This is a genomic window from Betaproteobacteria bacterium, from assembly GCA_009693245.1.
Taxonomy (GTDB): Bacteria; Pseudomonadota; Gammaproteobacteria; order Burkholderiales; family SHXO01; genus SHXO01.
Genome location: SHXO01000022.1, coordinates 1 through 21,367, shown reverse-complemented (window position 1 = coordinate 21,367; position 21,367 = coordinate 1). Strand labels below are relative to the sequence as shown.

Here is a 21,367-nt window from a genome sequence, read left to right as displayed (position 1 = left end):
CATCCCCTGCCCTTCTCCCGGAGGGAGAAGGGGGCTGCTTCCCTCGCCCTCCGGGAGATGGATCGAGAGTGAGGGAGTAGCAAGTTTGCTTCGTGTAACGTGATCATCGTGTCTTCGGAAACAATCCGCTCGGACGAATCATCAACATCGCCAGAAAAACCACGTGGCCAATTAGAATCCCCCAACCGGGGTCAATCCTAAAGCCCACGCTCTGCGAGACACCGAGGATGATGCCTCCAGCGAAGCTTCCCCAAAAAGAACCCAGGCCGCCAATGATCACCGCCTCGAAGGCATAGAGCAGTAAACCAGGGCCGTCGGAGGGCGCGAACACCGTGCGCATGCCCTGTAGCATTCCCGCCACGGCAATGAGCGCGAAGGCGATGGCGGTGGCCAGAGCGTAGACATGGCGGTGATCGAGCCCCATCAACTGCGCTGTCTGGTAATCGTCCGACGTGGCGCGAAAGGCGCGGCCTATATGCGTTCGGCGAAACAACCACTCCATGAACACGGTTGCGGCCAATGCGAGAATAAAAATGATCAAGGGCAACATGCCCACATGAATACCAGCGCCCAGCGCCAAACTTCGCGTTTCCACTCCCAGGGCGCTAATGGAGCGATTGTCGGCGGAGAAAATCTCCAGCAATAAATTCTGAATGACGATGGACAAGCCGAATGTCACCACCAGCGACGGCATGGGGTCCGCGCCCAGGGTCCCATTGAGCACGCCGCGTTGCAATCCGTAGCCGAACGAGGCGGCCAGCGGCAGCAATATCAACATCGTGACCGCGGGGTTCAACCCGAACCCGCCGAGCGGCGTGCCTGGAACGCCGCCGATGAGCGCGAATCCGGCGAAGGAGCCTAGGATCAGGAAGTCGCCATGCGCCACGTTGGTGAGCCGCATCACGCCCAATAGAAGCGATTGCCCCACGGCGAAGAGTGCGTAGAGCCCGCCCAGCATGACGCCTTGCAAAATGGTGTCTACCCAATTCAGCATGATTCAAACACCGAAGTAGGCATGGGAGATTTGCTCGCGCGAGAGTTCTTCCGAGCGCCCCGAAAGCGACACACGGCCTTCCTGGAAGCAATACAAACGGCTCGACGCTCGCTGCGCGAGGCCGACGTCTTGCTCGACGATGATGGTGCTCAACCCTTCCGCGGAGACTTTCGCGAGCGCGTCATAAATGTCCTTTACCACGATGGGCGCAAGCCCCAGGGAAGTCTCATCGCACAGTAATAACTTAGGGTTCGACATGAGCGCCCGGCCAATCGCCACCATCTGCTGCTGGCCGCCGGAAAGCGACGTGCTGGGAGCGTGGCACTTCTCCTTCAGCATGGGAAACAATTCATACACCGTATCGAGCGTCCAGCGCCCGCGCCGCCCGCTGTAGGCCCCCATGCGCAGATTTTCCTCGACACTCAAACTGGGAAACAGCCGCCGCCCTTCGGGCACCATGGCGATGCCCGCCGCCACGATCTTCCCCGGTGCGCGCCCACCCACGGCGTGCCCGTCGAAGCGCACGGCTTCCGGCGATGATGCCAGCAGTCCCGTCACCGTCTTCAAGAACGTGGATTTCCCCGCCCCGTTCGCCCCGATGATGGCCACGATCTCGCCCGCATCCAGCTCGAAATCGATCCCGAAGAGGGCTTGAAAGTCCCCGTAGAAAGCGTTTAGTTTGGTGGTTTGTAGCAGCATATATGATCGTGAAGGGTGAAGGGTGAAGGGTGATGAGACGTTACCTCACGTCTTACGCTTCACGTCTCACGCTTCTACGCCTCCCTCCTACCAACTCCCCCTCTCTCCTCCAGCATTTAGACCTCAATACCCATATAAACCCTCTTCACCTCCGCATCGTTCATGACTTCGCGCGGCTCGCCCTCGGCGATTTTCTGCCCGAAGTTGATGACATATAGACGGTCCGCCACGGCGAGAAGCGCATGCACCACATGCTCGATCCAGAGGATGGTCATGCCCGTGGCCTTGATCCGTTGAATCTCGCTCACCAACTCCTTGGCCTCGTGCTCCGTGAGCCCGCCCGCGATCTCATCGAGCAGCAATAACCTTGGTTGTGTCGCCAAGGCGCGCGCCAGTTCCAAGCGCTTGCGGTCCAGCAAACTGAGCGATCCGGCGAGCGCGTTGGCCTTCTGGGCGAGCCCCGTTCGGCGCAGCACATCCACGCAGACGCCGCTCGCTTCGCCTTCGCGCAATTTTCCACCGAAGGCCGCCCCCGCTAACAGGTTCTCGAACACGGTCATGCCAATGAAGGGATGAGGGATTTGGTAGGAACGCCCAATGCCTTTCTGGCAGAGTTCGTGCGGCGGCAATCCGGTGATTGCGCGTCCCTCGAACAAGACCTGGCCCTTGTCCGGCTTGACGTCGCCGCCGATCAAATTGAATAAGGTGGTCTTGCCCGCTCCATTGGGCCCCAGAATACCCAGGGTCTCCCCGGCCATCACGTCCAAGGAAAGCTGGTAGATCACCTTCAGAGCGCCGTAGCTCTTCGAGGCGTTTTCCACGCGTAAGAGTGGGTTCATGCGCAACGAAATTACCGCCACGCTTTCGCGCGGCGGCAATCCCTAGCCCCTAGATCCTAGTCCCTAGGTTCCGATGACCTTCATCTTCGCGCCCACGGGAACGTGAGGCGCGGTCTTGTTGTTGACCACCACGAGATCGAACTTATGTTTCTTGCCCTTCACCCATTGGCCGCCCACGAGCGACACCTTGGCCACGTTCTTGACCGGCCCCTTGCCCCAGGATAGCGGGCCCACCATGGTATTGAGGTTGGTGGAGGCGATGGCATCGCGAATGGCCGCCTTGTCATCGGGATTCTTGCAGCGCTTCAGCACATCCACGGCGACCTCGAACAGCGAGTGGGTAAAGCCTAGCATCTGCGTCCACTGGCGGCCCGTGCTCTTTTCGTAACCCGCGCCCAGATCCTTCGCGCTGATTCCGGTGAGGGAAGATTTGTAGGGGAAGGTGGGGCTCCAGAATATTTCCGTGGACAACCCATCGGCGATGTCGCCCATGGCCTCCACCGAGGGCGGCACCAGCAGCGCCTTGCCCACGGATACGGCCTTCGGCTTGAAGCCTTGTTGCGCGGCCTGGGTCCAGAAGGTTTTGAAATCCGGCGGAATCACCACACCCGCGACGATCTCGCAATTGCCCTTCTTGAAAGCGGAAATTTGCGCGCTGAAATCCTGTTGCAGATTCTGGTAGCGGCCAGGGTCCGTCATGCTGTATCCCTTGGCCTTGAGCGGTTTGGGAAAGCCGCGCTCAGGGTCGCCCCAGGCGTTGCCGTCGCCGTCGTTGGGGAACAGCGCGCCCACTTGTTTGTTGGTGGGCAGGCTGTCCCACATGTTGGTGAACACAGCGATGATGTCTTCCAGCCCCCAGAAATAATGGTAAGTCCAGTCGAACCCCTTGGCCGGATCGCCGCCACGAGTGAAGAACCACGGCTGCCACGGGCACAAGGTCGATATGCAAGGGACTTCGTTCAATTCGCATTGATCGCCCACGGGATTCACCGTCTCGGGCGTGGCGGACACCAGCATGAGATCGACCTTGTCCTTCAATATGAGATCGGAGGCCACTTCCCCCGCGCGATTCGGCGTGGACTGGCTATCCTTCTCGATGATTTCCACCGGGTAATTCTTGCCCCCGATGGTGACGCCGGCCTTGAACAGCGCGCTCAGCTCGCCGATCACGAACTTGTCCGTCTCGGCGAAGATGGCGAGCGGGCCCGTCTTGGGTATGACATAGCCGATCTTGATCTTTCGTCCAGACTGCGCGGACGCGAGCTTGGTGTTGATGAAGGGAAAACTCAACAATGCGACTGCGGTTGCGCCGGTCTTGAGCACCTTGCGGCGACCGGTCAGGTCTTTACTCATACTCTCCTCCCGTGTGTTTGTAATGAAATACAGCAACGATAAATCGCTTAACTCCAATCCCACAACTCCGCATCGGACCCGCGTTTGGTGGGGCCGATGTTCAGATACTGTCCGTCCACGAAGGCAAGCGGCTCCAATCCTGCGATAACCGCCACTGCGGCGACATTTCCAATGAATATTGTGTGCGTACCCGCTTCAATCTCCCGCGCCAAGGTGCAATCGAAATTGACCGGGCATCCCTTGAGCACGGGTGCCCCGGTATCCAGCACGGACCAATCTCCCACCTCGAAACGGTCCGCGGTAGCGGATGCGCTGGCGAAATGGCACGCGACGGGATGTTGCGTGCTAGACAAAACGTTAACGCAGAAATTTTTCCACTCCCGAATCTTGGGGTGCGTGTTGCTCGTTGCGTTGACGCAAACGAGCAACTGAGGGGGCTCCGCGGAGACTGAACATACCGCCGTCGCGGTAAATCCCGCGCGCCCCTCCCCGCCATCGCCCGTCGTGACGATGGACACGCCCGCCGGCAATTGGCGCATGCCCTTCTTGAAGGAGTTCGCATCCACCGAATGGTAGATCTTGGCTTGGACATCCCGCCGCACCGGCGTGCTTACCCAAGGATGGCGCTCGTGCAAGGGCTTGGGCACGAATTACACAACCGGTGAATTCGGGGACATCCCCAGCAACACGCGCCCGTACATCTCCAGATTGGTCTTCATGCTGAGCAGCCCATGCATGTTGATGGCGTGCAAATCCTTCTGCGCCAGATGCACCGGGCTCTTCTCATCCAACCCGCTGCCGCCGGTGGCAATGTACAACGTCTGGGTGGACTCCAGACACAAGCGCACCGCGTAGGCGCAATCCATGCGGGCCTTGGCGCGCCGCTCCAAGGGCATTTGCGCGCCTTGGTTGGCGTAGGCTTCCACTTCGTCCACCATGCCATGCAGAATCAAGCGTGCGGCGTCGAGTTTGGTGGCCGCTTCCGCCACCTCGATGTGAGTCACCGCGAGATCCATCTGCTTGTCGCCAAAGGTGTAGGCCACGATGCGCCCTGGCAAGCGAGCGATGAAGCTGTCCAGCGCACGCCGGCTCATGCCGAGCGCGGCGCTACAAATGAACAAGGCCAACGCGGGCACGGCGGCGGACCGGTAAAGAGGGGTGCCGTGCAAGTGCGCGCCCGGCGTCTTGCCTTCGATGGCGGCGGGCACGGACAAGAAACGGTGCTCGGGCACGAACAGATCCTTCACCGTCACGCTATTGCTGCCGGTGCCCGTGAGCCCGCCCGTGTACCAGTCGTCTTGAATGTTTACTTCGCGGGCCGGTATCGCCATGACGCCGCTGTCGAGAATGGCGTCATCATCCCCCATCACCATCTCGCCCAGCAGCACCCAATCGGAGTGATGGCAACCCGAGCAAAAGGGCCAGAAGCCGGAGAGCTTGTAGCCCCCTTGAACCTTGCGCGCCTGGCCGCGCGGCCCGATCACGGCGGAGACGATGGCGTTGGGATTGGCGCCATAGACATCGTCTTGCGCGCGCGCAACGAAAGATCCCAGCAACCACGAGTGGGCCTGGTACACGCCCAGGCACCAGCCGGTGGAACCGCAGCCGTAGGCTACTTCTTCCACCACGTCGATATGATCGTGCAAACTCGCTTCCCAGCCGCCGCAGCGCCTGGGTTGCAGCACCTTGGTGAGGCCCGCCTCGCGAATGAGCCCGACACTTTGCTTGATGAGCTTGCGAGCGGCGATGGTTTCGAGCGCACCCTTTGCAAGATCGCCGGCGATGGATTTCGCCCGAACGGCATGCTCGCTGGGTCTTCTTACAGTCGTGGTCCGCACTGCGATGCCTCCTCCAACACTACTTATCGTGGTGTAGTCTACAGGTATAAGCTGGCCGCCGTCCCCAGAATGCGTCATCCAGCAATTTTCGAATGGCCTCGCGCTCGATGGGGCGTGGATTCCAGTAGGGATCGGTGGTCGCAATGTCCGCGGCGCGGTCCAGGCCGTCCTCGCGCATGCCGAGATCCTTGAGCGAAAGCGGCGTGCCTAGAGATTCCGCGAGATCGTAAACACCCTGGGCCGCATCGACTGCCCCTAACGCGCCGGCGATACGCGCCATGGCCTCGAGCGCGGCTCCGCGGTTGTAGGCCAAAGCGTGAGGCAGGACGACGGTGTGGGTCTCCGCGTGCGGCAAATTGAAGCTGCCTCCCAGCGTGTGGCAAAGTTTATGATGCAGCGCCATGCCCACCTGCCCCAGACAAGTGCCCGCGAGCCATGCGCCGTAGAGCGCATCTGACTTTGCATCCAGATTGCGCGCATCTCGCACGATGAGCGGTAACCCTCGCGCCAGGGCGCGAATACCTTCCTCCGCCATATTGGAGGCGATGGGATTGGCCTCCTGCGCGTACAACGCCTCCGAGCAATGGGCAATGGCGTTCATGCCGCTGGGCCCCGCGATCTTCGCGGGAAGTGTCGCCAGCAGGTTCGGGTCGTATATCACGGTCTTGGGCAAAACGCGGGGATCGCGCCCGGTTTTCTTCTGGCCTTGCGCGGTGATGCCGTAGATGGGCGTCATCTCGGAACCGGCGAAGGTGGTGGGAATAGCGAGAATAGGCAAATTGCTGGTCAACGCGATGGCTTTGCCCAAGCCTATGGTGGAACCCCCTCCCACGGCTACACAGCAATCGGCTTTCAACTCCTTGGCTACCGCGCGCGCGGCCTCGGCTGTTTCGATGGGTACGTGCATTACTGCCTTGGAGTAGATGCCCGCGGCGCGCGAACCCAGGCGCGAGGAAATATCCTCGGCGGCCGCGCGCTGCTCAGGTGTACTCAACACCAACGCACGCGCCGCGCCCAGCAGTTCGATCTCTCGTTGCAAGTGCCGCAAACTATCCACGCCAAAGACGACGCGCGCGGTGTGAGCGGTGTAGACGAAATGCTTCACGCGCGCGCCTGCCGTGGCAGGGTCGAGAGCGGCACGCCAGTCAGACGAATCAACTCTTCCAGGCTCAATCCTTCCACCCATTCATGCGCCACCAAGCCGTGAGGCGTGACACCGATCACCGCGAGATCCGTGTAGATTCGGCTCACGCACTTGATGCCAGTCAGGGGATAGGTGCACCGCGGAACGATTTTGCTCTCCCCTTTCTTCGTCAAGTGTTCCATCATGATGAACACCTGCTTGGCACCCGCCGCCAGATCCATGGCCCCCCCCACCGCGGGAATGGCACCGGGTTCGCCCGTACTCCAGTTAGCGAGGTCGCCTTCCACCGAAACCTGGAAAGCCCCCAGCACGCAGATATCGAGATGGCCGCCGCGCATCATGGCGAAGGAATCGGCGTGATGAAAGAAGGCCGCGCCAGGCAGCAGTGTGATGGGTTGTTTGCCGGCGTTGATGAGATCTTCATCCTCTTCACCGGGCGCCGGGGCCGGACCCATGCCCAGGATACCGTTCTCGCTATGCAAGAAAATCTCCTTCCCCTTGGGCAGATGATTGCCCACCAGGGTGGGAAGCCCGATGCCCAAATTGACGTAGGCGCCTTCGGGAATGTCGCGCGCCACGCGCGCGGCGATTTCGTCACGGGTCAGTTTTTTCATCTAGGCCACCGCCTGAAGTTTAGGCGCGCGCGGGACATGCACCACCCTATCTACATATATTCCAGGAGACACGATCGCCTCCGGATCCAATGCGCCCACCGCGACGATTTCATTGACTTGCACGACGGCGCATTGAGCCGCCGCCGCCATGATGGGGCCAAAATTGCGCCCCGCCTTACGAAATACCAAATTGCCAAGACGGTCGGCCTTCTCCGCCTTGACCAGGCAGAAATCCGCATGGATGGGCGTCTCATAGACGTAACCCTTGCCATCTATGATGCGCGTTTCCTTGCCCTTCGCTAACTCGGTGCCATAACCCGTGGGAGTAAAAAACCCGCCGATTCCCGCTCCCGCCGCGCGAATGCGTTCCGCCAAATTGCCTTGCGGCACCAACTCCAACACAACCTCGCCCGAACGGTAGAGGGCGTCAAAGTGATGAGAATCCACTTGGCGCGGAAAGGAACACAGAATCTTGCGCACACGCTTGGCTTTCAACAGCGCAGCCAAACCCGTCTCGCCATTACCCGCGTTGTTATTGACGATGGTGAGGTCCTTGGCCCCTTGCGCGATCAAACCGTCGATCAGTTCGCTAGGCATGCCCGAACCCCCGAAGCCCCCGATCATGATGGTGGCCCCGTCGTGGATACCGCAGACGGCTTCGGTGATGGATGAGACGATTTTGTCGATCATTTTTCTAGGGGCTAGGGAAAAGCAGTTCTCCTCACTCCTCCCCTCTCCCGCCTCCCTTCTTCTTCAAAAACTCACCGGATTCACCGGCGACTTCCCGGCTTCGATGTCGTGGACCACTTGCGGGGAACCGTTCTCCCACACCAGCAGCATGGAGCGTTTGGGCGAGAAGCCTTGATGGCGGCAATCGGCGGGCATGGCGGCCATATCGCCCGCTTTCATGATCACCCGCGCACGCGGCGCGCCGGTTTTCTTGTCTCCGGAATTCCAGTGAATCTCGTCGCACATCTGAAAGAACCACTCCACGCGGTCGTTGCCGTGAATCACGGGCAAGATGTGCTCTTCCGTGGTGGGGCAACAGAAGCTGTACTTCACCACCGAGGTGAAGGAAGGGTTCCAGGTCACATCCGAGCGCGAGAGGTAAGCAAAGAGGTTGAAGGCGTGCACCTCGTTCTCGAATCCGGGTTCCGGGTGCAATTCCGGATAATCTTGCGGCACGTCGGCGAAGGCGCGGTTCACCGGATAGCCCATGTCGTCCGTACGCACGGCGAGATCGCCTTTCAATCCTACACAGCGCTTGGCCAGTTGGCGTACGCGGCGCAGAGCTTTCAAGTTCTCACCGCGCTTGGGGCCATAGGGCGAACCAGTTTCCTGGGGCGCGGCGAAGGGATCGTAACCCTCGTTCACCCAATCCTCCAGCATCTCCACGAAGGTGGCGCGCACTTCCTCGGTGGGGAAATTTTGTAGCAAGTCCACTTCGGATTTACTGAACTGGCCGTTGTACGTGCCGGCGTAGACATCCACGGACGTGTACTTATTGCAGGTGCCGAACACATCGTCGAAATTGACGTAACCATAGAAGAATCCCCAAGCCACGTCGCGCATGAGCGGGCGCAAGAAATTTCCAATATCGGTGCTGTGGCTCATTGACTTGCCATTACGTCCCGTCCAGCGGATGTGGGCGAAATACTCGTCGCGGCTGAACTCGAATTGGCCGAGCCGGTAACTCTTGTAGCCATGCAAGTTGGGAGGCGAGGATCGCGCCTTTAAGGTCTCTACAGGGGCATTCATGAACATTCCTCCTATCAAGCGGCCTGGCAGATCAGCGCCCACTTCTGCACGGACAGATCGCCCAGGGTGGTTTGCAGAACGAGCGCGGCTGGCTTCGCGGCGCGAAATTGGTAGGCGCAGTTCGCGGGCAGCATGCCCTGGTGGCCGCGTTTCAATTTCATCCATCCCATTTTCTTGCCGGCCGGCTCGCCGTTCAATTGGATAGCGCCATTTTTCTCCGGGTTGGCCACGGCGGGACGGTCCAGCTTCACCATATGCACATAGACCTCGCCATCCATGTTGAGCACGAACTCGTCATGAGCGCAGCTAAACCAGGGCGAACTCCCTTCGGCCCGGATAGCTTCCAGCACGTAGATTTGATTGATGCCCATCACCACCTTCTCGTAGGGCTTGGACTTCGAGCAAATCTCGAAGACATTGGAAAAGGCGTAGTTCTTGGCGTTGTCGTCGATCACCTCGACCCGGCCCTTCTCGAAATGGCTCAATGAGCCGAAGACGGTCTTCATGGCACTCCTCCTTGCTTGATGCCTTGTCTTATTGATAAAGTGTTCGCATTGCGAACAATAGTTCGGAATACGAACACCATGGGCACTTTATGCCTAACCTCAAAAGCCTGTCAAGACCGTTACGGGACGGCGCTGGCCGGTGCAGAAGCTATTACAAGAAGTGTTGCCGCCCCTCAAGGACACTGCCGCGGCAATCTCCGCATTGGCCGCGAGCGGCCGTTGAGGCTATCTCGAGAACACCAACTTCGGTTCGCGCTGCTCGCCTTGATGCTCCGGCTCGGCGCCGCGCACCGCGTACTTGGCCAGCAGTTCCTCCAAAGGAAGAGGCTTTGAGAATAGATAGCCCTGAATTCGGTCGCACGCTTGATCCTTGAGATATTCGTACTGAGACTGCGTCTCCACTCCTTCCGCCACCACCTCCAGTCCCATCTTATGGCCCATGGCAATGACCGCGCTGGCGATGGCCACGTCGTCGCTCTCGTAGGGAATATTCTTGACGAAGCCGCGGTCGATCTTCAAGCGTTGCAAGGAAAAATGCTTGAGTACGGACAAGGAAGAATACCCGGTGCCGAAATCATCGATAGCAAACGATACGCCTTGCTCCCGTAGGGCGGCGAGTTCCGCGATATGCAACCCGTTACGATCGAGCAGCATGCTTTCGGTAAGCTCCAATTCCAGCAGACTACCGTTGAGACGGGTTTGTCGAAGGGTTGCCAGCACTGTTTCCACGAACCCGGGTTCATGAAACTGCCTTGCCGATACATTGACCGCCACCCCCACGCCGCTTAAACCCTGGGATTGCCATGCATGGGCATCCGCGCATGCTTGGCGCAAGACCCAAGCGCCCAGTGGAACGATGATTCCGGTTTCCTCGGCCAAGGGGATGAACTGGGCAGGCGGGATCTCTCCCAACTTGGGATGGCGCCAGCGAATCAAGGCTTCCACGCCCAGGAGCTTTTGCGTCTTCGCACCGACTTGCGGTTGGTAGTGCAAGGTGAATGTCTCTTGCTCCAATGCCGTCTTCAAGGCTTGCTCCAAGCTCAAGCGCTGTTTGACGCGGTCGATCATGTAGGGGCGGAACAAACGCACACTCCCCTTGCCCGAGGCTTTGGCGTCATGCAGCGCCGCTTCCGCATTGCGCAGCAACTCCTCGGGAGTGGAGTCCTTAAGCGCGAGCGCGATACCAGCACTGGCTCCGAGCTCCACTTCCCTCCCCTCCAGGACAAAGGGCTTGAGGATGGCTTGCAACGCACGTTCGCCCAAGTCCGTGGCCTGCGGGGCGCTGGCCGCGGAGCCTAGCAACACGGCAAATTGATTTCCGCCCAGACGGCAAACGAGATCGGCGGAGCGCAATTTCTGGCGTAACCGGCTTCCCACCTCGGCCAATATCCGGTCACCGGCCTGGTGACCGAACGAATCGTTGATCCTCTTGAAATTATCGATGTCCACGATCACCACGCCGATATTCTCGCCGCCTTGTTTAATCTTTTCGAGCGAATGACCAATGGCTTCGGTGAAGAACCGGCGGTTGGGCAATCCCGTCACGAAATCGTGGTTTGCCACGTAGGCAGTCTGCTGTTGTGCTTTGCGCCGCTCTGAGAGTTCCTCGCGAAGCTTACCTTCCCGAATTTGAATTTGATCGAGCATGCTATTGAAAGCACGGGCGAGCTGGGCTGTCTCATCCGTCCCTTTCACCGGCGCTCTGACGTCATAATTCGCGTCGCGTGTGACCGCTCCCATGACATCGGCCAACTGACCCAGCCTGCGCATCGCCATGGGAATCAACATCCAGATCATGAGCATGAGCATCACGAGGCCTGACCCCGCCATGACCAGAAGGGGATAGGCATCATCGATCACCGCGCGATACAAGCCGTACTCGTCCGCCCTGATCACTAGTGTGCCTAAGTTGCGCCCATTCGTGGTGAGAGAGGCATGGGCTTCCAAGAGATCGCTCATTACAGCCTCCTGGCCCTGCACGCTTCGCGTTTGAGGAAACTCAAGTCCTTGCCCTGAACTGAAGAGCAAGTTTCCATGCGCGCCGAACACCGCCGCGCCCCGGACCTGTGGTCTCACCAGCAAGGAATTGAGCAATGCACGGACTTCGGTCGGTCTCTTGGCGGCCAAGGCATCGGACAACCCCTGGGCAACGACGCTCGTGGTGAGATGAGCGCTACTCAACCACTGGGCGCGCGCCAGCCGGTGCTGGTTCGACAGCATCAACCACAAGGCGAGCAAGCCACAGATAAGCACCACCAAGCCATTGATGAGAAGAATCTTGTGGGCCAAGGACCCACCGCGAAGGCGCTCGAATAATCTGGGCATTGTTATCTTGAGAGATTCATCTTCAACCAAATTCCACCTCTGGCGCGCGAGCGCCCGGCGTGACGCCGGTACTGGATATTCGACTGCCCGCGCCGGGACTTTAGCGGCCGGCTTGGAATATTCCTCTTAGAATCGGCTTCCCTTCAGTAGTTAACAGGCCTTTACATGCTTCCTCTCTCAGGAATCCGTGTTCTCGACTTCAGCACCTTGCTGCCCGGGCCCATGGCCACCTTGCTCCTAGCCGAAGCCGGGGCACAGGTGATCAAGGTGGAACGCCCGGACGGCGAGGATATGCGCCGTTACGAACCGCGCTTCGGCGGCACGAGTGCGTCCTTCGCCATGCTCAACCGGGGCAAGCGCTCCGTGGCCCTCGATCTGAAAGCTCCCAACGCCAAGACACGCCTGCTTCCCCTGCTGGAGACCGCCGACGTGTTGGTCGAACAATTTCGGCCAGGCGTCATGGAGCGCCTGGGATTGGGATACAAAGCGTTGCGAGAAATCAATGCGGGATTGATCTACTGCTCCATCACCGGCTACGGGCAGCACGGACCCAAGTCCCCCATCGCCGCCCATGACTTGAACTACCAAGCCGACACTGGAATGCTCGCCCTCGCCGCAGGCAGCTACGGCGCGCCGGTCGTTCCCCCGGCCCTGGTCGCCGACATCGCGGGAGGCTCGTACCCCGCCGTCATGAACATATTGCTCGCCTTGCGCCAGCGCGATCGCACGCACAAAGGCTGTTACATCGACATCTCCATGACGGACTGCCTGTTTCCTTTCATGTTATGGGCCATGGGCACGGGAAATACCACCGGAAAATGGCCGCGGCCCGGGCAGGAAATGCTCTCCGGGGGAAGCCCCCGCTACCAAGTCTACCGCACGGCCGATGGCCAATTCCTCGCGGCCGCTCCCCTGGAAGACCGTTTCTGGAGCGTGTTCTGCGAAGTCATCGAACTCCCCGCCCGCTTGCGCGACGATAGCAAGGATGCCCAGGCCACCCGGCGCGCGGTCGCGGAACTCATTTCGCAACGCTCCGCCGTGGAGTGGTTGAAGCGCCTCGAAGGAAAGGATGCTTGTTGCAATCTCGTGCGCAACGTCAGTGACGCGTTGAACGACTCGCACTACCTGGGGCGCGGGCTATTCACCCGTAAGGTGACCAGCGCGGCCGGCGGGACGCTCATGGCCGGCTGCGTGCCCGTTGCCGATACACTACGCGACTCTCGCGCCGAAGTGCGCTACCCCACGCTGGGAGAGGATAACGATCTGCTCGCATGATTGAGATAACCCGCATAACACTCCTCCTGGTGTGGCTAGCAGGCTCTAGCGCCCACGCCGGAGATGATTTTTTTCTCGGCCTACCCTACGGTTCGCACGCCGCACAGCGCCTCAATCTCTACCTCCCGGCCGGCCAGGACGCCGCGCCGCTGTTGATCTATGTGCCAGGGGGATTCTGGGGAGCGCTCGATGAGCGCTTTTTCAAGTTCGCCGACGGCAGCAGCAAACTGCGCTTCGAGGGCGCCGCCGTGGCCGTTGTTCGGACGCGTTCGCTATCCGGCGCACCCTGGCCGGCGCCTCTGCAAGATGTGGCGGCGGCGATGGCGCTGCTCAAGAGGGAGGCCAGCCGCTATCGAATCGACACCCGGCGCATCTTTCTGGTGGGCCATTCTTCCGGCGGATTCATCGTAAGCAGGCCTGTCTTCGACCCGGACGTCCTCCGTACCTTCGGTCTGGGCACTTCGGACATCGCCGGCGTCATCACGCTGAGCGGGCTACACGATCTTGGCGGCCCTGCCCGCCAAGGACAGGTAGCGGAATTCATCGGCGCGGCGTTCAAGGAACCGTTCCCCTCAAGCGCCATTCTCGATAGGCCTCGAATGCGCTTTCTCATCCTGGCGGGAGAACGCGATCTCGACGGCTTCGCCCGCGATGCACAGGCCTTTGCGCTGCGATTGCACCGCTCGGGCGCGCAGGTGATCTACCAAACCGTACCCGGTACCAATCACCAGTCCATCGCCAGCCTTGGCGCCGAAGAAAACGCCATTAGCCGAGATCTGGTAATGGACTTCACCGGCGTCAAGCCCATGGACGAATCGCTACGCTTGCTTGTGGACGCCGACCAACATTTGTTTTTCTCGCCACCTTTGTCCTCCCTATCGTTTTGGAGCCAGCACAGTGACCTGATCCGGTCCTATCCCGCCGATGATCGTTTTCAGGAGTTCTTGTTCGCGCATATTCTGGAACACCGCTACCAGTTGGCGGCCATGCCGCTGAAGACATATCACGCCATACCCGTGGCGGAATTGATCAAAACGCTCTCTGGCAAAGGCAGGTGGCTGCGCACCGTCAACACACGCAACGAAAACTACTACTGGCCCTTGCAGGAACTGATTGACCTCGACGCTGCCATCGTGGTGGGCATCGACGACGAAAAAGATCTGTTTCGCTTCGTGGTACCCTATCGCAACAAGCGGGAATATTCGTGGGTCGATCGCAAGAAGCCCCTGCCCTCCGTCTATCGTGGACTGGGCGGCATGCTCTATGTGCGCAAGGCGCCGCCTGAACATCTGAGGCTGCGCTTCAGCGCCGGTATGAGCCTCACCGCCAGCAGCTTTAGCTTGGCGGAAACTTCCCCTCTGCAAGCTTTTCCCAATCTGCCCGAGAGCCTCAAACCCGTGCTGACTTACACCAACGGCTGCCTGTCTTGCCATACCTTGCGCGGGATAGGTTCCCTGGCGCATCACAATCGCGTCGAAGATGGCGCCAAACAAGGTGGCCTTGGCCTGCCTTTAGAGGATTACCCCCCCCGAAGTATGGAGACGCTTTGTCTTTCAGCAAGCGCTCGCCGCCAGCATGGTAGGCGTGAAAACAAACCTGATCGCCGAGGCGGCGCGAGAACCGCTGTTAGATCTGGTGAACAAGGCGCGCGAGGAACGCGCCGCCCCCGGGGCGGGTTCGAAATGACACCCCCTAGCGAGCCAAATCCGCCAGAAATCGCTTGATCTGAGCGGAAATAAAGACATATTCCGCGGTGTCCTCGCTACTGGGACAACAGGCGATATGCCCCAGGTAGGAAGGGATTTCCACGTACACGCTATTCTTCACGCCACGATAAATCTCGCGCCCCATGTAACTGGGTAGCGTCCGGTCCGTCATGCCGGGCATGATGAGCGTTTTGGCCTTGATCCGGCCCAGAGAATCCGCCATATCTCCGCCGAAGGGTTGCGAAACATCGTGCTTTGCCGTGGCTTGGTAACGGTAGATCAAGCCGCGGGCATCCCACACCTTGGCCCAGCCTGCGCCGAAAGCACGCTGCGCTTTCTGGTAGTCCTCGTCGCTCACCAGCGTATTGAGATGCTCATCGCTGTAGAGCCATGGAAAGTAGATCATGCCAGCCGTGACGATGCCATCCACTGGGTTCTCGGTGTAGTTCCCGGAGTTCCACTTGCCATCCAATTTTATGGTGCTGATCACCGCATCGAAGATGGCATGCACGTGACGGTCGCTGCGTGCACTGGGTACTATGAGCAGCAGGCCCTTCATGAAGTCACGGAAGTGAATGCCCCACTCCAGCGCCTGGAAGGAGCCCATCGACGGCCCGCCCACCGCGACCAAACTCTTCAATCCCAGACCCTTCGTGACCAGATCGTACTGCGCACGGACCATATCGCGAATGCCATAGGCGGGAAATTCCGCGCCCAATCCGTCGGCCGGCTTACTCGACCCGCCGCCACCGATGGCATCCACCGTTATGACGAAATACCTATTGGTATCGAATGCCTTGCCCGGCCCGATGAATATCTTGTATCCGTTTCGCCCCTGGCTGGCGCCATGGGTGACCAATAGGGCGTTGTCGCGCGCCGCGTTCAACTCTCCATGGGTATCGTAGGCCACGCGCATATTGTTCAGGGTCTTGCCATTTTCGAAGGTGAAGCTGGCGAGGGTGAAGATCTTGGGTTCATCGGCCCGCGCTACAAGCCCGGGGCCTAAGACCAGCACCATGGCAAGCAATCCAGTGCGAATTTGGGGCAACATGACTTTTATCCTCCAGAGTATCGCTTAAGGGTATGGGCTGGCCGCATTGAACCGGGCCACGATGTCAGGCATTATCCGCCGGTTCGTAAATATCCGGGGAGGATGATCATGGGCGGAAGTTTATCGAGATTCGCCATTGCGCTGGCCGCGACGTGCGCGGGCCTTGGCGCCGTGGCGCAGGAAGTGAAGATCGGCGTCATTTACGACTATAGCGGCCCGTTTGCCGCAGGCGGATCGCAGGCGGCCGCCCTCGGAACGAAGATCGCCATCGACATGATTAATGAGCGCGGCGGCGTTTCCGGTTATAAGATCAACGCGATTTACGCCGACGCGCAATCCAAAGCCGAGGTTGCCATCAACGAAGCCACGCGCCTTCTAGACCAGGAAAAAGTAAATCTGATCATGGGCGTTTATTCGAGCGCGCACTGCGTTCCCATGGCGCAAAAAGTAGATGCCGCCAAGAAATTCATGTGGGCTAACGTTTGTACAGCCTCCGCGGTATTCAAGGACAAGAACCTGCGCTATGTCTTCCGGCCGCAAGCACACACCGATCAATTCGGCGCGGCCTCCTGCATGTTCATCGCCGAAAACGCCAAGACGAAACTCAACAAGGAGCCGAAGGATGTCAAGGTCGCCATCTTGTACGAAGACGGTCCCTATGGATCCGGCGTGGCCGCGGCCAACGAGGAAGTCTGCAAGAAGCTCGGAATCCAGATCGCGCTGAAGGAAGGCTATTCGGCCACCGCGCCGGACCTATCGAGCCTCATCACCAAGCTTCGCCGCGCGCGTGCCGACGTGATCTTGCACACGGGCTACAACCCGGACATTACGTTGTTTTGGCGCCAAGCACGCGAACAAGGTTTGAAGTGGGCGGCGCTTATTGGCCATGGCGCCGGCTACAGCCAATTCGACAAACTGCATGAGGCCCTTGGCCCGGATGCCGAGAACATCATGAGCGTCGACCCGCCCGCCGCGCAACATCTCAATCCCAAGGCGCTATTGCCCGAGCTTGTGAAACTGACCGCCGAGATGATCAAGCGCTACAAGGCTCAAACCAAGGCGGACGAAATTCCTCCTCATGTTTCCATGGGATTCAACCAAACGTGGATCTTCTTAACCGGCGTGCTGCCGCGCGCCATCGAGAAATACAAAGGTATCGATCCGGAGGCCCTGCGCAAAGCAGCCCTGGATACGGACATCCCGGATGGTGGCACCATCCAAGGTTATGGCGTGAAATTCCACGCGCCCGGCCACTCGATGTCGGGACAAAACGAACGCTCCTACCCCGTGATCACGCAATACGTTGGCGGCGATGCAAAGGTCGTGTGGCCCGCCAAGCTGCGCACCGCGGAACCGGTGTTTCCCTGGCCCAAGACGCACCGGTTTTCCAATCAGTAAGGAGAAAGGGCGAGGCTTTAAGAGTCATGCTATCCGTCAGCGGGTTGACCAAGCGCTTCGGCGGATTCACCGCCGTCAACGGGATTTCCTTCGACGTTAGAGAGGGAGAGATCCTGGGGCTCATTGGCCCCAACGGTTCCGGAAAGAGCACGACCTTCAATTTAATCGCCGGTGCACTGGCTCCGTCGGCCGGTTGCGTGCGTTTTCAAGGACGTGAGATCGCGGGATATCCGCCTTACCGCGTGGCGCACGAGGGGATTGCTCGTACCCATCAAATTCCCCGGCCCTTCCACAGGCTTTCTCTGTTGGAAAATGTAGCACTCGCCGCGCATTACGGGGCCCAAAAACGCCCTTCGCGCGAGCGCGCCTTCGGGAGAGCGGCGGAGATACTCCAACTTGTCAATCTACCCTCGGACTCGCACGCGCGCACCGAAGCTCTCGGTGCCGCGGGATTAAAGAAACTGGAGCTTGCGCGTGCGCTGGCCACGGAGCCCAAACTGCTGCTCGCGGACGAGTCCCTGGGAGGCCTCGACGAACACGAAATGGACCAAGCAGCGGACATGTTGCACCGAATCCGCACGCAACATGGCATCACCATTATTTGGGTCGAGCACATCATGGGCGTGTTGATGCGCGTCGCCGATCGCTGCGTGGTGCTGGATCACGGAGAAATCGTGGCTCAAGGCACTCCTCAAGAGATCGCGCACGATCCCAAGGTCATCGAGGTCTATCTGGGCACCGATGCTGTGGAAGTGCAAGCTAGCGTGGCTGGAAAGGATCGCTAAGCCGTGCTCACCCTAACCAACGTATGCGCGGGCTACGGCGGATTTCAGGTGCTCTTCGACGTCACCCTTGCCGTCAATGCCGGGGAGACCGTCGCGGTCATCGGCCCCAATGGCGCGGGGAAAACCACCTTGCTGCGCGTGATCTCGCGCTTGATCGATACGACCTCCGGCAGCATGGTCCTCGATGGCACCGCCTTGAATCGGATACCGGCGCACCAAGTGGTGGGCCACGGCATGGCGCACGTCCCGGAGAACCGCCGCCTGTTTCCGCGCTTGAGCGTCGAGGATAACTTGCGTATCGGCGCGTTTTGTCCCGCGGCCCGAGAAAAATTCGCCGAGCGCCTGGCGCGTGTGTACGAGCTGTTTCCGCGCATGAAGGAACGGCGCCTGCAACCCGCCGGCACTCTATCGGGAGGCGAGCAACAGATGTGCGCCATCGGCCGCGCGCTCATGTCAGGCCCGCGCTTGCTGCTGCTCGATGAGCCTTCGGCCGGACTCGCACCCGTGGTGGTGCAATCGATCTTCGAGGCCGTGCGCACCATGATCAAGGAGGGCTACACGGTGCTGATCGTCGAGCAGAATGTTCAGCAAGTGCTCAAGCTCGCGGATCGCGCCTATCTTCTGGAAACTGGCCGCATCAAGGCAAGCGGCGCCGCCGCGCAGCTCGCGCGGAAAGACGAAGTCAAAAAGGCGTACCTGGGCCTATGAACGAAATCTTCGATGTGTTCCTGCTGGAGGCGGTACTCAACGGCGTGCTACTAGGCGGCATCCTAGCACTCTTGTCCCTGGGCTTGAACCTGGTCTTAGGTGTCATCGACGTGGTCTGGATCTGCTACGCCGAATTGGTCATGGTGGGCATGTATGCGGTGTACTACTTACACACGGTATTTGGCTGGCCTCTATGGCTGGCGTTTCCGGCGTGTATGTCGCTTGTCGCGGTGATGGGAGCGGCGTTGCATCAGTTCGTCATTCGGCCTGTACTCACGGCTGAGCCCATCAACCAATTGCTTGTCACCGGTGGCGTGCTGTTTTTCTTGCAAGGTGCCGCCACCTTGGCCTTCGGCATCGAATTCAAGAATCTCGGTATTCAATTGCCACCCGTGGCACTCGGCGAACTCTCGCTCAGCCTTGCGCGCATCATCGCCTTCCTCATCGCACTCGCCACCATGCTCGCCTTGTATTTCTTCTTGACGCGCACTTACCTCGGCACCGCCATTCGCGCCATCTCGCAAGACCGCGGCATCATGCCCCTCATGGGGGTGGACGCCAACTGGATCTTTATTGTGACCTCCGCCATGGGCGGCAGCCTCGCGGGCCTGGCGGCGTGCTTGCTGGTATTGCAATACGACATTCATCCCGGAATCGGCCTTTCCTTCGGGCCGGTCTCTTTTCTTGTCTGTGTACTGGGAGGGTTGGGAAACATGATCGGCGGTTTCATCGCCGCGTTCATCTTCGCGCAATTCATCGCCGTGGGCGGTTACTTCTTCCATCTGGAGTGGGGATACGTGATCGCTTTTGTGTTCTTCATCGCGGCTATGTTCTGGCGCCCCCAAGGCTTACTGGGAAGGAAATCGTGAGACGCATTCTCCCCTGGCTGGGCGTAGCGGCCCTGGCGCTGGTTCCGTTAAGTGGAATCGGAGACTACCCGCTGCACCTGGTCATCATGTGCTTGTTATGGGGATTCGTTTATACAAGTTGGGCGATCATGGGGCGGCTGGGCATGGTGAGCCTTGGCCACGGCGCCTTCTTGGGGATTGGCGCCTACGGCGTGGTAATGGGTTGGAATCACTATGGCCTCTCGCCCTGGATCGGGTTGCCCCTATCACTTGCCGTAGCCGCCGGCGTGGCCTTCGTGATCGGCTATCCCTGCTTTCGCCTCAAGATTGTCGGCCATTACTTCGCGCTCGTCACTCTTGCCCTTTCCGAAGTGGCGCGCATGATCATCGTCGCGTTGCGTGACCAAACCGGAGGCTCGCTCGGCATCACCCCGCGAACCGCCTTGGCGGATCGCGTGGCATCGCTAAGCGCGATGCAGTTCTCATCCAAATTCACCTGGTTCTATATCATGCTGGCACTTTGGATTTTCGGCCTATGGGTGTGGGGGCAGGTGGACCGTTCCATGGCCAGGCTGGCACTTGAGGCCATCAGCCAAGAAGAAGAGGCTGCCGCGTCGGTGGGCATCAACGTCACGAAACTCAAGCTCGGCGTAACGTTGCTCTCGGCAATGCTGACATGCGTGGGAGGTGTGATGTACGCCCAATACCAACTCTACGTCAATCCGGAGACGGTTTGCGGAATCGGTGTGAGCTTGCAAATGGTGTTTGGCGCCATTGCTGGTGGCATGTTCGTTCGCCTGGGACCCACCGTTGGAGCGATCTTTACCTTGATGCTTGCCGAATCGCTGCGGATTGTGTGGGGTAACGCCATCCACGGCCTCGATACGGCCCTCTACGGCTTGATGCTCGTGCTGTTCATCGTCTTCCTGCCCAAGGGCATTGTGGGCGCGCTGGCCGGTACGTGGAGCTATCACGCGAAGGCAACTGCGAAGTAGACCGCCTGGGTTATGGCACCACGCGGTCGATTACAAGGTTCAACGAAGCAGTGCCGAGTCTTACGGAGGCAACACTTCCCTCGAAATCCCCCGGCTGAGCTTGCACATTGCCAGAACGTGAGACGCGAGCCACGAGTTTCACAACGGGGAAATCGCTGAGTTTCATCGCTGGGGACATCGCCAGAGCATCGTCCAAGTGAAATTTCGCGGGAAACGTTGGCCCGCTCACACGTAGAATCGCGAGGGACATCAGCACTGCCAAAATCCAGAACCCTAGCGTCATAGCCACTGGAAGTCCCATCTAAACCCTAGAGAAAAATATCTTCGCGTCACGGAATCCTCGGTATTCAAATTGTCGTTCTTACTCCACTCAAGCCCGCCTTCGTTATTCTCTTCATGTTTCGCTCTTTTCGGATTCAAATCCGGCCTAGTATATAGGGAGCGCCGGCCAACACCGCCCTTCGCCGGCAATAGCTCTTTCTAGGACAAACCCAGCGTCCTCGGCAGCCACAGCGACAATACAGGGAAGGC

Annotated in this window: 20 protein-coding genes; 7 read left to right on the top strand and 13 right to left on the bottom strand. The window is 59.5% G+C overall.

Annotation, left to right across the window (positions count from 1 at the left end; genetic code table 11):
• Nucleotides 1-103: 103 nt before the first annotated feature.
• From EXR36_05520 to EXR36_05465, 12 genes are all read right to left on the bottom strand, one after another.
• A complete protein-coding gene (locus EXR36_05520; GenBank protein MSQ59103.1) occupies nt 104-991 on the bottom strand; it encodes a branched-chain amino acid ABC transporter permease in 888 nt (295 codons plus the stop codon).
• Between the two features lie 6 nt (nt 992-997).
• Entirely contained in the window at nt 998-1,693 is a 696-nt protein-coding gene (locus tag EXR36_05515; GenBank protein ID MSQ59102.1) for an ABC transporter ATP-binding protein, read from the bottom strand.
• 116 nt (nt 1,694-1,809) lie between these two features.
• Complete coding sequence (locus tag EXR36_05510) at nt 1,810-2,532, bottom strand: ABC transporter ATP-binding protein (protein ID MSQ59101.1); 723 nt, start codon at nt 2,530-2,532, stop codon at nt 1,810-1,812.
• Nucleotides 2,533-2,595: 63 nt separating this feature from the next.
• Nucleotides 2,596-3,873, bottom strand: a complete 1,278-nt coding sequence (locus EXR36_05505; protein ID MSQ59100.1) for an ABC transporter substrate-binding protein — start codon at nt 3,871-3,873, stop codon at nt 2,596-2,598.
• A gap of 59 nt (nt 3,874-3,932) precedes the next feature.
• On the bottom strand, nt 3,933-4,532 hold the full coding sequence (locus EXR36_05500; GenBank protein ID MSQ59099.1) for a flavin reductase: 600 nt from the start codon (nt 4,530-4,532) through the stop codon (nt 3,933-3,935).
• Between the two features lie 3 nt (nt 4,533-4,535).
• Nucleotides 4,536-5,801, bottom strand: coding sequence for a hypothetical protein (locus tag EXR36_05495; GenBank protein ID MSQ59098.1), 1,266 nt, complete (start codon nt 5,799-5,801; stop codon nt 4,536-4,538).
• The gene (locus tag EXR36_05490; protein MSQ59097.1) at nt 5,743-6,828 is read right to left on the bottom strand and encodes a maleylacetate reductase; all 1,086 of its coding nucleotides are present in this window, start codon (nt 6,826-6,828) and stop codon (nt 5,743-5,745) included. The genes EXR36_05495 and EXR36_05490 overlap by 59 nt, the downstream gene beginning before the upstream one ends.
• Entirely contained in the window at nt 6,825-7,481 is a 657-nt protein-coding gene (locus EXR36_05485) for a CoA transferase subunit B (protein ID MSQ59096.1), read from the bottom strand. Before EXR36_05485 ends, EXR36_05490 begins: the two co-directional genes overlap by 4 nt.
• The gene (locus EXR36_05480) at nt 7,482-8,171 is read right to left on the bottom strand and encodes a 3-oxoacid CoA-transferase subunit A (protein MSQ59095.1); all 690 of its coding nucleotides are present in this window, start codon (nt 8,169-8,171) and stop codon (nt 7,482-7,484) included.
• 63 nt (nt 8,172-8,234) lie between these two features.
• Nucleotides 8,235-9,239 (bottom strand): hydroxyquinol 1,2-dioxygenase, encoded by a 1,005-nt coding sequence (locus EXR36_05475; protein MSQ59094.1) that lies wholly within the window; start codon nt 9,237-9,239, stop codon nt 8,235-8,237.
• Between the two features lie 14 nt (nt 9,240-9,253).
• Nucleotides 9,254-9,745 carry a hydroxyquinol 1,2-dioxygenase gene (locus EXR36_05470; protein ID MSQ59093.1) on the bottom strand — a complete coding sequence of 164 codons (492 nt, stop codon included), beginning with the start codon at nt 9,743-9,745 and terminating at the stop codon, nt 9,254-9,256.
• A 225-nt stretch (nt 9,746-9,970) separates the two neighbouring features.
• The gene (locus tag EXR36_05465; protein MSQ59092.1) at nt 9,971-12,070 is read right to left on the bottom strand and encodes an EAL domain-containing protein; all 2,100 of its coding nucleotides are present in this window, start codon (nt 12,068-12,070) and stop codon (nt 9,971-9,973) included.
• 165 nt (nt 12,071-12,235) lie between these two features.
• Between EXR36_05465 and EXR36_05460 the strand changes: the two genes are divergently transcribed.
• Entirely contained in the window at nt 12,236-13,345 is a 1,110-nt protein-coding gene (locus tag EXR36_05460) for a CoA transferase (GenBank protein ID MSQ59091.1), read from the top strand.
• Nucleotides 13,342-15,069: an alpha/beta hydrolase gene (locus EXR36_05455; protein ID MSQ59090.1), complete on the top strand. Its 1,728-nt coding sequence runs from the start codon at nt 13,342-13,344 to the stop codon at nt 15,067-15,069. The genes EXR36_05460 and EXR36_05455 overlap by 4 nt, the downstream gene beginning before the upstream one ends.
• Here EXR36_05455 and EXR36_05450 read toward each other — a convergent pair.
• Nucleotides 15,038-16,102, bottom strand: coding sequence for an alpha/beta fold hydrolase (locus tag EXR36_05450; GenBank protein ID MSQ59089.1), 1,065 nt, complete (start codon nt 16,100-16,102; stop codon nt 15,038-15,040). The genes EXR36_05455 and EXR36_05450 overlap by 32 nt on opposite strands.
• Before the next feature lie 102 nt (nt 16,103-16,204).
• Between EXR36_05450 and EXR36_05445 the strand changes: the two genes are divergently transcribed.
• From EXR36_05445 to EXR36_05425, 5 genes are read left to right on the top strand one after another with little or no spacing between them, the layout of a single operon-like run.
• Entirely contained in the window at nt 16,205-17,500 is a 1,296-nt protein-coding gene (locus EXR36_05445) for an ABC transporter ATP-binding protein (protein ID MSQ59088.1), read from the top strand.
• Between the two features lie 26 nt (nt 17,501-17,526).
• Complete coding sequence (locus tag EXR36_05440) at nt 17,527-18,285, top strand: ABC transporter ATP-binding protein (protein ID MSQ59087.1); 759 nt, start codon at nt 17,527-17,529, stop codon at nt 18,283-18,285.
• A 3-nt stretch (nt 18,286-18,288) separates the two neighbouring features.
• Nucleotides 18,289-18,993, top strand: coding sequence for an ABC transporter ATP-binding protein (locus EXR36_05435; protein MSQ59086.1), 705 nt, complete (start codon nt 18,289-18,291; stop codon nt 18,991-18,993).
• Nucleotides 18,990-19,862, top strand: a complete 873-nt coding sequence (locus EXR36_05430; protein MSQ59085.1) for a branched-chain amino acid ABC transporter permease — start codon at nt 18,990-18,992, stop codon at nt 19,860-19,862. The genes EXR36_05435 and EXR36_05430 overlap by 4 nt, the downstream gene beginning before the upstream one ends.
• Nucleotides 19,859-20,836: a branched-chain amino acid ABC transporter permease gene (locus tag EXR36_05425; protein ID MSQ59084.1), complete on the top strand. Its 978-nt coding sequence runs from the start codon at nt 19,859-19,861 to the stop codon at nt 20,834-20,836. The genes EXR36_05430 and EXR36_05425 overlap by 4 nt, the downstream gene beginning before the upstream one ends.
• Nucleotides 20,837-21,367: the final 531 nt, after the last annotated feature.

Coding starts and splice junctions, on each gene's coding strand:
- EXR36_05515 (MSQ59102.1), bottom strand. CDS start 1,693: ATGCTGCTACAAACCACCAAACTAAACGCTTTCTACGGGGACTTTCAA.
- EXR36_05510 (MSQ59101.1), bottom strand. CDS start 2,532: ATGAACCCACTCTTACGCGTGGAAAACGCCTCGAAGAGCTACGGCGCT.
- EXR36_05495 (MSQ59098.1), bottom strand. CDS start 5,801: ATGACGCATTCTGGGGACGGCGGCCAGCTTATACCTGTAGACTACACC.
- EXR36_05485 (MSQ59096.1), bottom strand. CDS start 7,481: ATGAAAAAACTGACCCGTGACGAAATCGCCGCGCGCGTGGCGCGCGAC.
- EXR36_05480 (MSQ59095.1), bottom strand. CDS start 8,171: ATGATCGACAAAATCGTCTCATCCATCACCGAAGCCGTCTGCGGTATC.
- EXR36_05475 (MSQ59094.1), bottom strand. CDS start 9,239: ATGAATGCCCCTGTAGAGACCTTAAAGGCGCGATCCTCGCCTCCCAAC.
- EXR36_05470 (MSQ59093.1), bottom strand. CDS start 9,745: ATGAAGACCGTCTTCGGCTCATTGAGCCATTTCGAGAAGGGCCGGGTC.
- EXR36_05465 (MSQ59092.1), bottom strand. CDS start 12,070: ATGCCCAGATTATTCGAGCGCCTTCGCGGTGGGTCCTTGGCCCACAAG.
- EXR36_05460 (MSQ59091.1), top strand. CDS start 12,236: ATGCTTCCTCTCTCAGGAATCCGTGTTCTCGACTTCAGCACCTTGCTG.
- EXR36_05455 (MSQ59090.1), top strand. CDS start 13,342: ATGATTGAGATAACCCGCATAACACTCCTCCTGGTGTGGCTAGCAGGC.
- EXR36_05450 (MSQ59089.1), bottom strand. CDS start 16,102: ATGTTGCCCCAAATTCGCACTGGATTGCTTGCCATGGTGCTGGTCTTA.
- EXR36_05445 (MSQ59088.1), top strand. CDS start 16,205: ATGATCATGGGCGGAAGTTTATCGAGATTCGCCATTGCGCTGGCCGCG.
- EXR36_05440 (MSQ59087.1), top strand. CDS start 17,527: ATGCTATCCGTCAGCGGGTTGACCAAGCGCTTCGGCGGATTCACCGCC.
- EXR36_05430 (MSQ59085.1), top strand. CDS start 18,990: ATGAACGAAATCTTCGATGTGTTCCTGCTGGAGGCGGTACTCAACGGC.